Origin of the sequence: Flagellimonas ulvae, from assembly GCF_049333175.1 — a bacterium.
Classification (GTDB): Bacteria; Bacteroidota; Bacteroidia; order Flavobacteriales; family Flavobacteriaceae; genus Flagellimonas.
The window spans coordinates 1,458,518-1,472,876 of the sequence record NZ_CP186325.1 but is presented as its reverse complement, the minus strand read 5'-3'; the positions used below and the strand labels follow the sequence as shown (position 1 = coordinate 1,472,876).

Genomic DNA, 14,359 nt, shown 5'->3' with positions numbered 1-14,359 from the left:
TAATTACGCTATGGAAAGAAAAGATTTTTTACGAAGTCTTGGTGCGGGTGCGGCCTTTGCCTTGACTTTTCCCTGCTTAAATGGATGTTCCAATTCAGAAGATTTAGAGCAATTTCCCGAACCAGATGGTGTTGATTTTACGGTTGATTTAACTTCAGCAGAAGCTACCCCTTTGACTACTAACGGAGGTTTCATTTTAGTCAGTTCGAACCCAAGTTTGGGCTATACCGATATTGTGGTGGCTCGCAACCTTCAAGGTGAATTGATTGCAGCTAGTCAAATATGTAGTCATCAACAGACCGAGGAGGTACGTTTTATCTCTGAAGACGGGGGCATCTTCAGATGTTCTACCCACGGTTCTCGATTTGACCAAGATGGGACACCTCTAAATTCCGTTACATCCAATCCACTAAGAGTGTTCAATACGGAACAGGTGGATGACAACACGTTACGAGTATTTGAAACGTTAATGGCCTAAAATGAAAAAAGTAGTTTTCTTGATATGCTTACTTCTAGGACTTGCTGCCAAAGCCCAGGTATGGGAGGATAGTTATACGAATGCATTGAACAAAGCCAATACTGAAGATAAGCCCATAGTTCTTGTTTTTTCAGGTTCGGATTGGTGTGGACCTTGTATTCGCTTCAAGAAGAAAATCTTGGAATCTGAAACTTTTGCTGGTTTTGCAGCTAATAACTACGTGTTGTACAACGCAGATTTTCCAAGAAAAAAGAAAAACCTGCTTACCGAAGAGAAGTTAAATGCCAATAAGGGTCTTGCAGAAAAGTATAACCCAAAGGGTTATTTTCCGCTGGTAGTGGTATTGGACAAAAATGAATCTATCTTGGGAAAGACTGGATTTGATAAGAGAAAATCCCCGGAAAAATACTTAGACCTTTTTAATGGTTACCTAAAATGAAACTTTCCAACATACTCCTAGTCAGTTTTTTTCTGTCGCTTTTCGGGGGTATGGCCCAAGAGAATACTGATGTTTCTGTAAAAAAGACCTTGGAATTGATGGGTACCCGTTTTGAAATAACCGTGGTGGCCCCAAACGAGGATATTGGCTACATTAATATTGATGAAGCCGTCTCAGAAATCAAACGTGTTGAGAAGTTGATTTCCTCCTGGGATGAGAATTCAGAAACTTCCCTTATCAATCGAAACGCAGGAATTAAACCGGTTAAGGTATCAAAAGAGCTTTTTAGTTTAGTAGACCGTGCTGTTCGAGTATCCGAAATAACGGATGGTGCCTTCGACATTACCTATGCTTCTGCGGATAAAGTATGGCGGTTTGATGGAAGCATGAACAGGATGCCAAGCCATGAGGAAATTACACGGTCTGTTGCCAAGATTGGATATGATAGAATTAAGCTGGATAACGAAAACCAAACGGTTTTTCTTACCCAAGTGGGTATGAAAATTGGTTTTGGAGCAATAGGTAAAGGATATGCTGCCGATAAAGCCAAGGAACTTCTTGTTTCCAAACAAGTAAAAGCGGGCATTATTAATGCTTCAGGTGATTTAACTACTTGGGGGACCAAAGCAGATGGTGGAAATTGGATGGTAGGCATTTCCAATCCTTTGGATAAATCAAAAGTGTTTAGTTGGTTACCTGTAGTGGAATCTTCGGTGGCTACATCGGGCAATTATGAGAAATATGTTGTCTTTCAAGGTAAAAAATACTCGCACATTATAGACCCAAGAACGGGATATCCTACTTCTGGAGTAAATAGTGTTTCCATTTTTGCAAAAAAGGTCGAACTCTGTGATGCATTAGCTACAGCGGTTTTTGTAATGGGGAGGGATACGGGCCTGCATATGATTAATCAACTGGACGGCGTGGAGGCAGTTGTGGTCGATTCCGAAAATAAAATCCACAAAAGTTCTGGAGTAGTTTTCGAACAAAATCAATAACTTTAAGAATATGCGATTTCTATTTGTATTATTGGTGGCTTTTGTTCTCTCAAGCTCTTGCGTTGCTGTAAGGGAGTATGACATGATTTACGTGAATGATGCAGAAATGCAACTGGGCGCTAAAGCGATGGAGCGTTTTGAAACCAATTTTCAAATATATTCGGGAAGCATCGGCTGGTGCCAATGGAGGTAAAACCGGCGGCGGTTGCGGGTGTAACTAAACAAACATGGAATTGACTCCAAAAACTGTAATCTGGGTTCTACTATTCCTGTGTTCGGGATGGGTTTCGGCTCAACAGACTGACGCTACCTATACCAAAAGAGTTCTGGAAAGCAGTGAGATTGATTTTCTCTTCAGTTATTATTCCCAAGACGGAAACAACGCAGCGGTAACCGGTGGTGAAGGAACGGAAGAGCTCACCGATGCTACATCAACTGTGGTATTGCGCCTACCCATGAACGAAAATGATATTTTAACTGTAGATGTTGGACTTTCTGCGTACACATCAGCTTCATCAAGCAATGTGAACCCCTTGGATGGCACTAATTTGAATGTAACCCCTTTCGATGCTTCATCTGGAGAGTCAAGAAGAGACCAGCTCGTTTATATCAATCCAACCTATCAACATAGCTCAGCCGATAGAAATTCAATTTGGAGTATCAATGGATATTTTTCCAATGAATACGACTATGTTTCGGTTGGTTTTGGAGGCAGTTATACCCGATTGTTTAATCAAAAGAATACTGAGTTAACAGTTTCGGCCAGGGTATTTCTGGATAAATGGCAAGCCATTTACCCAATTGAACTTCGCAGCGGCTTTTTTGATGATAGGATAGAAGGGAATGGAACATACAATCCATCATTTACTGAATTTGATAGTGAAAACCGAAATTCGTATTCAGTTTCATTCAATTTTTCGCAAATATTGGGCAAACGTTTGCAAGGGGCTCTTTTTGCTGATGTGGTTTCTCAAAACGGTCTTTTGAGTACGCCTTTTCAACGGGTGTATTTTGGTGATATTGAAGATTTTTTCATTGATGACTTCCAACTGGCAGATGATGTCGAACAACTTCCCGGTAACAGATTGAAATTACCTTTGGGAGGGAGGCTCAATTATTATTTGAATGATTTTATCGTGCTTCGTTCGTATTATCGCTTTTATTGGGATGATTGGGGCATAGTTTCGCATACAGCTAGTGTTGAAACACCGATTAAGTTGTCTGATAAGTTTACGATATATCCCAACTATCGGTACTACACGCAAACTTCAGCAGATTATTTCTTTCCCAAAGAAGTGGCACAGTCCACCTTTGAGTTTTATACTTCGGATTTTGATTTGTCGGATTACGACGCACATCAATATGGAATAGGAGTTCAGTACAAGGACATATTGGGTAACGCCCAGATTCTTAGTTTTGGATTGAAAAGTATAGATGTACGATTTAACCAATACGATAGAAGTAATGGTCTTACCGCATCCATCATTACCTTGGGGACCACTTTTGTAGGGAACTAAGCGTTACTTCAGCAGAAAACAATCCCATCAAAAATTGTAACTTCGTGCCTTCAACGAAGATTGATTTATGCTCGATAAACTGAATATTGTTAAGCAACGTTTTGATGAGGTTTCGGATTTGATTATTCAACCAGATATCATATCTGACCAAAAGAGATATGTAAAGCTCAACAAAGAATACAAAGACCTCAAAATATTGGTGGATAAACGCAAACAGTATGTGGAGTTGACCAACAATATAACAGAGGCCGAAGAAATTATTGCCGATGGTAGCGATGCAGAAATGGTTGAAATGGCCAAAATGCAGATGGATGAAGCAAAGTCGGCTTTACCCAAACTTGAAGAGGATATAAAGTTTCTCTTAATTCCAAAAGACCCAGAGGATGAAAAGGACGTGGTGATGGAAATACGAGCGGGGACTGGAGGGGATGAAGCCAGTATTTTTGCCGGAGATTTGTACCGCATGTATTCAAAATATTGTGAATCCAAAGGTTGGAAAACCAATATTATAGATTTGAATGAGGGAACCAGCGGGGGATATAAAGAAATCCACTTTGAAGTTTCTGGTGAAGATGTGTACGGTACCTTAAAGTTCGAAGCAGGAGTGCACCGTGTACAGCGTGTACCTCAAACGGAAACCCAAGGTAGGGTGCATACCAGTGCCGCTACGGTAATGGTCATTCCAGAAGCAGAGGACTTTGATGTGCAAATAGACCCCAAAGATGTCCGGATTGATTATTTCTGTTCTTCAGGGCCGGGAGGGCAATCCGTGAATACAACCTACTCCGCAGTACGACTTACTCACGTTCCCACAGGATTGGTGGCGCAATGTCAGGACCAAAAATCACAACATAAAAACAAGGAGAAGGCTTTTAAAGTGTTGCGTTCCAGGCTGTACGATTTGGAATTGGCCAAAAAACAGGAAGAAGATGCTGCCAAGCGTAATTCACAGGTAAGCAGTGGAGACCGTTCTGCCAAGATTAGAACATACAACTACCCTCAAGGCAGGGTTACTGACCATAGAATAGGGCTTACACTCTACGATTTACAAAACATCATCAACGGTGATGTACAGAAGATAATAGATGAGTTGATGTTGGTAGAAAACACTGAAAAACTGAAAGAGGCCTCAGAGATATTCTAAATGACCACGGAATTTTTAGTAGATCAAATCAAACAGAAAAAATCTTTCCTCTGTATCGGACTGGATACGGATTTGGACAAGATTCCTCCGCATTTATTGGAAGAGGAAGACCCTATTTTTTCATTCAACAAAGCCATTATTGATGCTACACATGATTTATGTGTTGCCTATAAGCCCAATATTGCCTTTTATGAGGCTTACGGACTGCAAGGTTGGCAAGCATTGGAAAAAACAATGGCCTATCTCAATGAAAACTACCCAGAGATATTTACCATTGCTGATGCCAAAAGAGGAGATATAGGGAATACTTCTACACGATATGCCAAAGCTTTTTTTGAAACCTTAAACTTTGATTCCATTACCGTTGCTCCATATATGGGCAAGGATTCTGTAGAGCCTTTTTTGATGTTTGAAGATAAACACACCATTCTTCTGGCTTTAACTTCCAATGAAGGAGCTTTTGATTTTCAAACTAGAACATTTGAAAACAAAGAGCTTTATAAAGAAGTTATTTTGACATCGAGCAAATACAGGAATTCGCAAAACCTCATGTACGTTATTGGAGCTACAAAATCTTCATATTTAGCGGAAATTAGAGAAATAGTGCCCAACAGCTTTTTTCTTGTTCCAGGTGTTGGTGCACAGGGGGGAAGTTTGGAAGAGGTCTGTAAATATGGAATGAACGACCAAATTGGATTGTTGATTAATTCATCAAGAGGTATACTTTACGCATCTAAAGATGAAGTATTTGACCAAAGTGCGCGAAAAGAAGCCTTGAAGCTTCAAAAGGAGATGGAAAAATATTTAAAGGGATAATACCCTTGGATTAAGAAGACAGATTCTCAAGTACCTTTTTGAGTTCTTGGGCTTTGCGATTAAAGAATTCACCTAAGTTGGTGTTAATGTAAGAGGCATCTGAAGCCTTTTCTAAAAAGCTTTGATATCTGAACCTTAAAACATTGACAGCGTGGTTTCCACTTGTTATTGGAGTTACCGTACCAACTTTACAATACTGATTATGCATGACTAAAGATTTGTTATATCAAAGATACGTTGAAATTGCTTTTTTGGATGAGTGCTCTATAGTGTATACACCTATAAATCAGGTACTTTATCTAATATTTAACAACAAATGCCCTAGATTGAGAAGTATTTGCATTTTCTTCGAAAAAAATTAACGTACTTTTAAGCAAAACAGCTGTGCTACACTACACTAAATATATTCATGAAACTTCCAAAGAATGGGTGACCTTCGTGCATGGCGCTGGTGGTAGTTCTACTATATGGTATAAGCAGGTAAGGGATTTTAAAAAACACTTCAATGTGCTTCTATTGGATTTACGTGGCCATGGCAATTCAAAACCCAATCTAAAGGATGCTTTCAATGACCGATATACTTTTGATTCGATTACTGAGGACATTGTTGAGGTCATTGATTATGAAAAAATAGAAAAGTCCCACTTCATAGGAATTTCCTTAGGTACAATATTGATTCGGAATCTAGCTGAAAACTACCCTGACAGGGTTAAAAGCATGGTGATGGGCGGAGCAATAATGAAATTGAATTTTAGGTCTCAAGTACTTATGCGTCTGGGTGTCATTTTTAAATCAGTGGTACCCTACCTATGGTTATATAAGTTTTTTGCTTTTATTATTATGCCCAACAAAAATCATAGGGAATCACGTTCGCTTTTTGTAAGAGAGGCCAAAAAATTATACCAAAAGGAATTTATAAGGTGGTTCAAGTTGACATCAGAGATTAACCCCTTGCTTCGGTTTTTTAGGGGAGCTGATATTCGGATACCTACTTTTTATATTATGGGAGGGGAAGATTATCTCTTTTTGCCCACCATAGAAAAAGTGGTCAAAACCCATAAAGAATCCAGTTTGTTCGTGGTTGAAAATTGCGGACATGTGGTAAACGTGGAACAGCCGTTGATATTTAACCAAAGAGTAATTGATTATTTATATACTGCATCATAAGCCTTTTATGATGAAAACTTTCTTTTTTATTCTTGCCCTGTTACTTTTTCAGTGTGCAATTGCTCAAAATTCGGATTCCTGTGCTTGTTGTTCCGAAAATCATTCTGCCTTTGATTTTTGGATAGGAGAATGGACAGTGACCAATGCCAATGGTTCTCCTGCTGGTGAGAATAGTATAGTAAAAGAAGAAAATGGCTGTGTGCTTCGTGAAAATTGGACAAGCGCTAAACAAGGATACACCGGTACAAGTATCAATTTTTATAACCAGACCAGTCAGCAATGGGAACAAACATGGGTGGATAACTCGGGTGTGTTTTTAAAACTAAGGGGAAATAGGGAAGGCGATAAAATGGTTATGTCTTCCGAAAAGTTCTTAAGGGATGGGAAAATGTTGAAAAATAAGGTTACATGGTTCAAGAATGAAGATGGTACGGTTCGGCAACTTTGGGAATTACTCGAAGGAGATAAAGTAATATCTGTTCTTTTTGATGGATTGTACCGAAGAAGATAAAACAGCCCAAGGATATTTTGCTGACTAATTCAAAAACCCCATTCTTGAGACAAAGCAGTTTGTGAAGAATATGGTGGGCTGTTTTTCTTGAAATAAAAATAACCCATTGCTCCAAGCGTTGCACCAATCCTTATAAACCATTACCATACCCGTACAATACTTACCTTTACGAAGTAGATTCAGCAACTGTTTTTTGATATTGCGAGGGTGTTAGGTTGGTATCTTTCTTAAAGGCTTTATTGAATGTAACTTTGTTGTTGTAGCCAACTTCATAAGCTACGTTTATAATGTTCAATCTTTTGTTGTCATCACAGGTAAGAAGTTCTTTTGCCTCCTTTATCCTGTAGATATTAACAAATTCATGAAAACTAACATGAAAGTGCTCATTGATAACCTGAGAGGCATTATGTCGTGTTGTGTTCAGTCTATCGGCTACCATATCAAGATTAATGGTATTTTCCTTATAAACCTTTTCTACTGCGAAAAGATGCACAAGGCTCTCCTTTAATTCCAGAGACAAACTGGGAGTCAATCCAGATTTTTCATACTTGGGAAAGAGTTTATTGGTATTATAAGAATAGGCGCCGTTGAAAACGTCAGGTTGAATGTTAGCGGAATACCCCACATAAAGCACCATAAGGGCCATGCTGGCGGTAGAAACATCGTATAACCAACCATTGGCATACCCATTTATTATTACAATACCGTAGGCGGTATAGGTCAATACGTACAGAATATGGATTACATAAAGGTTTTTCTGCCATTTGAGACTTTTTGAATTCAGTAACTTTTCTTTTTTACCTTTATTATAGGCCTTTGCTATAAATAGACCATACACGGTCAATGATATGATTTTCAATACTACAATTACGATAAGTCGATTGGAATCTTGAGGCCCTAATCCATTTTGCATTCGGGAAAGCATCAAAACAATTTTGCTCTGAGCGGGCATATAGTAAACCTCCGTAATCAGGTAAACAAAAAGAATAATTGTTGGAACCAAATGCAGCATGTCCTGTAGTTTGAAAACATATTTTTGAGAGGTTCTCTTAATGTAGAAATAGAGCAAAGGGCCATACAAAAAAGTACCCCACGTAGACATTAAATACGTGTGGGGATATTCAAAGAAATAATGAGCGGCATTAATACTAATATGAAGTATAAAAAAGGAGTGGATGAAAATGAAGCTCCCAATGAGTATTCTTGATACAGAATGAATCTGTTTATTCAGAGTGATGAGAAGTACCACGTAAAATCCGATAATCGCTACAAAAAGATAAATTACAGACCATGTTGTGACTCTGGGAATAACACGCTGTTCTATTCGTTTAAACTCATTTGATTCCCGAATTGGGTCAAACCCTTCGTTCAATAAGAAATTTGGATGGAACTCCAATTGCAAGTACTTATTGATGTTCTCGACGGATTTCGAAGAATTTCCCATTCCGGCTTGACTCAATGCCAGACGTTTAAGAATTCGAGTTTTCGGAACGTTTGGATTCTCTAAATTCTTCCTGTAAAGATGTATTGCTTTCTTATACCGTTGTATATTGTAAAAATAATCGGCCCATTTTATAGAATCTTGATAGGAGAGAATGGATGATGCCAAGGTTTTCTCCTTTAAAGGAGTATGATTGGCATATCCGAAAATTGCAGACAACGACAGGACAAATATGATTATTGGCCTCCCCATTTTTTGATTGATTGAATTAGCTTGTCTTCAAGTTACTTATTTAACAAGCTGAAAATGTTAAAAATGTCCTAAATACCGTAATTGCCGATAATAATTTACTTCTTGAAAAAGTGCTTGGAAAGAATTTTTAGACTGAATGCAATCTGTTGAAAAACAAATACTTGAAATAAAAAACCGGTGCGAACACCGGTTAAAACTAACTAACTCAAAAAAATGCTAACTCAGATAATTGGTTACAAAATTCCTTTTTAACCAGCTTGCAAAGGTTAATTTAACTTTAGGATTTTGTTATAATTCCTTTGCTCTGATATAACTATAACGGAGGTATTTCGTTGATATTGTGTGTATAAGAATAATTATTGACTGTCTTGCAAGGCAAAGACTTTCTTCAATAAATCGGTGGTTCGGGAAGACAGCTTAGTGCGAATTTCTTTTTCTTCAACCGCTATCATGGTGTATACTCCTTCCAAGGCTTCTTGGGTAACGTATTCTGTAAGGTTAGGATTTACATCTGATGTTAAGGGAAGGGCATTATATTTGGTTATCAATGAATTCCAAATCTTATCCGCACCAACTTTTTTAAAGGATGCTTCAATCTTTGGTTCGAATTTGTTATAAAGTTGGGAACTCGTAGATTGTTCCAAATATTGGGTTGCTGCATTATCGGACCCCAGGAGTATCTGTTTGGCATCACCAAAGGTGATTCCTTTTACAGCATCTACAAATATCGGTGTTGCTTCACCAACAGCATCTTCAGCAGCTCTATTGAGAATACGTAAACCTTCATCAGCTAAGTTGCCTAAGCCTACGTCCCGTAAAGTTTTATCCACTTTCTTCAACTCATCTGGCAATAAGATTCTAACCAATTCATTTTTGAAGAAACCGTCCTTTAACGACAGCTTTTTTACCTGTTTGTCTATGCCCTGATCAAGAGCAGCTCGCAATCCCTGAGCAATTTCCGCATTGCCAATTCCCGTTGTTCCCTGTGGTAGTTGATTTACGACCTGTTGAAGTTCTGTGCAGGCAGATGTTACAAAAATTAAGAGTAAACATAGAACTATACGTTTCATGGAGACAATTTTTAAAATTTTCCTCAAAGTACATCTTCTAAGGAAGAAACTTTCTTTTTCAAAAAGAAAATCAAGAAAAAATAACGGTTTTATTGTTGTATACCATGGTTTTGCGGCTTAGGTGCAACTTAACTGCTCTCGCCAAAACAATTTTTTCCAAATCCCTTCCTTTGGCAACAAAATCTTTTATGGAATGGGTGTGGGATACCGCTACTACATCCTGTTCAATGATTGGTCCCGCGTCCAGCTCTTCGGTTACATAATGGCTTGTGGCCCCAATGATTTTTACACCGCGTTCAAATGCCGCATGATACGGTTTTGCACCGGCAAATGCAGGTAAAAAAGAATGGTGTATATTAATAATCCTGTTAGGAAACTTATCGATAATTTTTGGTGAAACAATTTGCATATAACGGGCTAGAACTATAAAATCAACTTCGTGTTTCTGTAAAAAAGAGAGTTGCTTGTTTTCCGCATCTTCCTTGGTTTCTTTAGTAACTGGGACATGATAGTAGGGAATATTGAATTGCTTACCGATATATTCCAGATCTTGGTGATTGCTTAAAATAAAGGGAATGTCAACCATAAGTTCACCAGATTGATATCGACTCAATAAATCATAAAGGCAATGATTGTATTTTGATACAAAAAGACCCATTTTGGGTTTTTCCGTATCCGTAAATACATTCCATTGCATTTGGTATCGACTGGCTACTTTCTGCTCAAAATCATTCTTAACATCCAATAGATTCAATGTTTTCAAAAACTCACATTCCAAACGCATAAAGAATACGCCCGCCTGCTTATCCACATGTTGATCCAAATAGACTACGTTTCCTCCAATATTTGCAATAAAACCAGTAGTGGAATGAATAATACCAGATTGATCTGGACAATGGATAAGTATGGTGAGCTTCATTGGTTGATTTTTATATCCCAAAATTATGATATCAAAAAAAAGTAATGGGTTATATCTAATATTTTTATAAAATATGAATTAAAATCAAAATTTTGTTGCACTTTCCGTAAATTGCAAGAGAATTTTTGACCTTAAATTGACAATGGAGCAATCGAAGCCCTATCAGCCTAAAAACAAAATACGAATTGTAACCGCAGCTTCACTTTTTGATGGACATGATGCCGCCATCAATATAATGCGAAGAATAATACAATCCACAGGGGTTGAGGTTATCCATTTGGGGCATGATAGGAGCGTAGCTGAAGTAGTGGATTGTGCAATACAAGAAGATGCTAATGCCATTGCGATGACTTCCTATCAAGGGGGGCATAATGAGTACTTTAAATACATGTACGATTTGCTCCAAGAACGAAACGCTGGTCAGATTAAGATTTTTGGTGGCGGTGGCGGTGTTATCCTTCCCAAAGAGATTGAAGATTTGATGGAACATGGGGTGGAACGCATTTATTCACCCGATGATGGGAGAGAGATGGGACTTCAAGGAATGATTAACGATTTAGTGCAAAGAAGCGATTCGGGAGTACCGAGCATTTGCATTCCTGAAGACAAAGGTTTGTCGCAACTTCTTCAAGAGAAGCAGACCAATGCCATAGCTAGATTAATCTCGTTGGCAGAAAATAAGCCTGAAGTATATGCAACCTATCAAGCCCAGATAGAGGAATCAAAAGCAACTGTGCCTGTTTTGGGAATCACGGGCACCGGTGGGGCTGGAAAATCTAGTTTGGTCGATGAGTTGGTGCGAAGATTTCTGATGGATTTTCCAGATAAGCATATTGGAATCATCTCTGTGGACCCATCCAAGCGAAAAACGGGTGGAGCCCTTTTGGGAGACCGAATTCGCATGAATGCTATTAATAGCGATAGGGTTTACATGCGTTCTTTGGCTACAAGGCAGTCCAATTTGGCACTTTCCAAACATGTTTCGGAAGCTGTTGAAATACTTAAGGCCGCCCATTATGATTTGATTATTTTGGAAACTTCGGGTATTGGACAATCTGATACTGAAATTCTGGAACATAGTGATATCTCCTTATATGTAATGACGCCCGAATTTGGTGCTGCGACCCAGTTGGAAAAAATTGACATGCTCGATTTTGCTGATTTGGTTGCTATTAACAAGTTCGATAAAAGAGGTGCATTGGATGCAATTCGAGATGTAAAAAAACAGTACATGCGAAATCATGGACTGTGGGATACCAATATGGACGACCTTCCTATCTTCGGAACAATTGCCTCTCAGTTTAATGACCCAGGAATGAATAAACTGTACAAGGCCATTATGGAAACACTTGTGAATAAGGCAAACTCAAGCTTGGTTTCCAATTTTGAAGTCTCTACCGAAATGATGGAGAAGGTGTTTGTTATTCCTCCCGCACGCACCCGTTATTTATCCGAAATAGCAGAGAGCAATAGGGCCTATGATGTTAAAGCCGATTCGCAGGTACAGACTGCGCAAAAATTGTACGGCATTTTTATGACGATAGCTTCCGTAGTTGGACTTGATTTGACAAAAGGACAAACTGAGTTTCTTTCAAAATCAGGCCTGCAGGATGATGCATTGCTTGAATTGTGCGCGGAAGACAATGGTAAAGAAATATTGACAATCCTTCTTAAAGAGTTCGATAAGGTAAGAATGGACTTGGACCCCTATAATTGGGATTTAATACTGAGATGGGAGGAGCAGGTTGCCAGATATAAATCTCCTGTGTATACCTTTAAGGTAAGGGGCAAAGAAGTGCATGTAGATACACATACGGAATCGTTGTCGCATAGCCAGATTCCAAAAGTGGCATTGCCCAAATACAAAGCGTGGGGCGATTTGCTTCGCTGGATGTTACAGGAAAATGTTCCAGGGGAATTTCCGTATACCTCCGGTCTTTATCCCTTTAAAAGAGTAGGAGAGGACCCTACCAGAATGTTTGCAGGAGAAGGAGGCCCGGAGCGAACTAATAAAAGGTTCCACTATGTTAGTTTGGACATGCCGGCAAAAAGACTTTCTACCGCTTTTGATTCGGTAACCCTTTATGGGAGCGACCCTGATCATAGACCAGACATTTATGGAAAAATTGGAAATGCCGGAGTATCCATTTGTTGCTTGGATGATGCAAAAAAGCTGTATTCTGGATTTGATTTGAGTAATCCGATGACTTCCGTAAGTATGACCATTAATGGTCCAGCACCTATGTTATTGGCTTTTTTCCTGAATGCCGCCATTGACCAGAACTGTGAAAAGTACATTTCAGAAAATGGACTGGAAAAAGAGGTGGAAGCTAAGATTGCCTCTATTTATAAGAAAAAGGGAGTGGCCCGCCCAAAGTACAATGGGGAATTGCCAGAAGGAAACAATGGACTGGGCCTAATGTTACTTGGGGTTACCGGAGACATGGTGTTACCGGAAAATGTGTACGCAGAGATTAAAAAGAACACACTCTCCCAAGTAAGGGGAACTGTGCAAGCAGATATTTTAAAGGAGGACCAAGCACAGAATACCTGTATTTTTTCAACCGAATTCGCACTACGTTTAATGGGCGATGTGCAAGAGTATTTTATTGATAGCCAGGTGCGTAACTTCTATTCGGTTTCCATATCAGGATACCATATAGCGGAAGCGGGAGCAAATCCTATTACTCAATTGGCCTTCACGTTAAGTAATGGTTTTACCTATGTAGAATACTATTTAAGTAGAGGGATGGATATCAATAAATTTGGTCCCAACCTATCCTTTTTCTTTTCCAATGGAGTAGATCCGGAGTATGCAGTAATTGGTCGTGTGGCCAGAAGGATTTGGGCTAAGGCATTGCGAGACAAATATGGCGCCGACCCAAGGGCACAGATGCTCAAATACCATATTCAAACCTCTGGAAGAAGTCTGCACGCCCAGGAAATTGATTTTAATGATATCAGAACAACGCTTCAAGCATTGTATGCCATATATGATAATTGTAACTCACTTCATACCAATGCATATGATGAAGCAATAACCACACCAACGGAAGAGTCGGTACGTAGGGCTATGGCCATTCAATTGATAATCAATAAAGAATTGGGCCTTGCTAAAAACGAGAATCCTATTCAGGGGTCTTTCATTATTGAAGAACTTACCGATTTGGTAGAGGAAGCTGTGTTATTGGAATTTGATAGAATAACGGAACGAGGTGGGGTACTTGGCGCAATGGAGACCATGTACCAGCGTTCTAAAATCCAGGAGGAAAGTCTACATTACGAAACGTTGAAACATTCTGGAGAGTATCCCATTATTGGAGTGAACACCTTTTTAAGTTCCAAAGGCTCACCCACCATCCTTCCAGATGAAGTAATTCGTGCTACTGAGGAAGAGAAAATGAATCAAATTGAAACCTTGGAAAATCTTCATCAAAGAAATAGTGATGAATCCGAGACACTGCTTAACGAGCTGCAACAAGTTGCAATAGAAAACGGAAACATGTTCAATATGCTCATGGAGGTTTCCAAGTATTGTTCCTTGGGCCAGATTACCAAGGCACTTTTTGAAGTGGGGGGTCAGTACAGAAGAAATATGTAGTTTTTA

At 39.0% G+C, this 14,359-nt stretch carries 13 protein-coding genes and 1 pseudogene; 10 read left to right on the top strand and 4 right to left on the bottom strand.

Translation table 11 applies throughout. From position 1 onward, the window contains the following. Nucleotides 1-10 precede the first annotated feature (10 nt). The 7 genes and pseudogenes from ACOKFD_RS06800 (at nucleotide 11) to pyrF (ending at nucleotide 5,392) form a co-directional block, all read left to right on the top strand. Nucleotides 11-478, top strand: coding sequence for a ubiquinol-cytochrome c reductase iron-sulfur subunit (locus ACOKFD_RS06800; protein WP_422860542.1), 468 nt, complete (start codon nucleotides 11-13; stop codon nucleotides 476-478). A gap of 1 nt (nucleotide 479) precedes the next feature. Continuing rightward, nucleotides 480-917, top strand: coding sequence for a thioredoxin family protein (locus tag ACOKFD_RS06795; protein WP_422860541.1), 438 nt, complete (start codon nucleotides 480-482; stop codon nucleotides 915-917). Beyond that, nucleotides 914-1,915: an FAD:protein FMN transferase gene (locus ACOKFD_RS06790; protein WP_422860540.1), complete on the top strand. Its 1,002-nt coding sequence runs from the start codon at nucleotides 914-916 to the stop codon at nucleotides 1,913-1,915. The genes ACOKFD_RS06795 and ACOKFD_RS06790 overlap by 4 nt, the downstream gene beginning before the upstream one ends. 10 nt (nucleotides 1,916-1,925) lie before the next feature. Next, a pseudogene (locus ACOKFD_RS06785) lies at nucleotides 1,926-2,136 on the top strand (DUF4266 domain-containing protein). A gap of 6 nt (nucleotides 2,137-2,142) precedes the next feature. Beyond that, nucleotides 2,143-3,432, top strand: a complete 1,290-nt coding sequence (locus tag ACOKFD_RS06780; protein WP_422860539.1) for a DUF3570 domain-containing protein — start codon at nucleotides 2,143-2,145, stop codon at nucleotides 3,430-3,432. Nucleotides 3,433-3,499: 67 nt separating this feature from the next. Next, nucleotides 3,500-4,576 (top strand): peptide chain release factor 1, encoded by a 1,077-nt coding sequence (prfA, locus tag ACOKFD_RS06775; RefSeq protein ID WP_422860538.1) that lies wholly within the window; start codon nucleotides 3,500-3,502, stop codon nucleotides 4,574-4,576. After that, on the top strand, nucleotides 4,577-5,392 hold the full coding sequence (gene pyrF, locus ACOKFD_RS06770; RefSeq protein WP_422860537.1) for an orotidine-5'-phosphate decarboxylase: 816 nt from the start codon (nucleotides 4,577-4,579) through the stop codon (nucleotides 5,390-5,392). It abuts the gene before it with no gap. A 10-nt stretch (nucleotides 5,393-5,402) separates the two neighbouring features. On the opposite strand, the gene ACOKFD_RS06765 is transcribed toward pyrF, so the two are convergent. Next, entirely contained in the window at nucleotides 5,403-5,600 is a 198-nt protein-coding gene (locus ACOKFD_RS06765) for a hypothetical protein (RefSeq protein WP_298999667.1), read from the bottom strand. Nucleotides 5,601-5,776: 176 nt separating this feature from the next. Between ACOKFD_RS06765 and ACOKFD_RS06760 the strand changes: the two genes are divergently transcribed. Together ACOKFD_RS06760 and ACOKFD_RS06755 are read left to right on the top strand one after the other, a co-directional pair. Continuing rightward, complete coding sequence (locus ACOKFD_RS06760) at nucleotides 5,777-6,559, top strand: alpha/beta fold hydrolase (protein WP_298999665.1); 783 nt, start codon at nucleotides 5,777-5,779, stop codon at nucleotides 6,557-6,559. 7 nt (nucleotides 6,560-6,566) lie between these two features. Further along, complete coding sequence (locus ACOKFD_RS06755) at nucleotides 6,567-7,070, top strand: hypothetical protein (RefSeq protein ID WP_422860536.1); 504 nt, start codon at nucleotides 6,567-6,569, stop codon at nucleotides 7,068-7,070. 166 nt (nucleotides 7,071-7,236) lie between these two features. On the opposite strand, the gene ACOKFD_RS06750 is transcribed toward ACOKFD_RS06755, so the two are convergent. From ACOKFD_RS06750 to purU, 3 genes are all read right to left on the bottom strand, one after another. Then, nucleotides 7,237-8,763 (bottom strand): helix-turn-helix domain-containing protein, encoded by a 1,527-nt coding sequence (locus ACOKFD_RS06750; protein ID WP_422860535.1) that lies wholly within the window; start codon nucleotides 8,761-8,763, stop codon nucleotides 7,237-7,239. Nucleotides 8,764-9,119: 356 nt separating this feature from the next. Continuing rightward, entirely contained in the window at nucleotides 9,120-9,833 is a 714-nt protein-coding gene (locus tag ACOKFD_RS06745; RefSeq protein ID WP_422860534.1) for a DUF4197 domain-containing protein, read from the bottom strand. A gap of 70 nt (nucleotides 9,834-9,903) precedes the next feature. Then, on the bottom strand, nucleotides 9,904-10,752 hold the full coding sequence (purU, locus tag ACOKFD_RS06740) for a formyltetrahydrofolate deformylase (protein WP_422860533.1): 849 nt from the start codon (nucleotides 10,750-10,752) through the stop codon (nucleotides 9,904-9,906). Between the two features lie 142 nt (nucleotides 10,753-10,894). On the opposite strand from purU, the gene ACOKFD_RS06735 reads away from it, so the two are divergent. Further along, a complete protein-coding gene (locus ACOKFD_RS06735; protein ID WP_422860532.1) occupies nucleotides 10,895-14,353 on the top strand; it encodes a methylmalonyl-CoA mutase family protein in 3,459 nt (1,152 codons plus the stop codon). The last annotated feature ends 6 nt before the right edge of the window (nucleotides 14,354-14,359 follow it).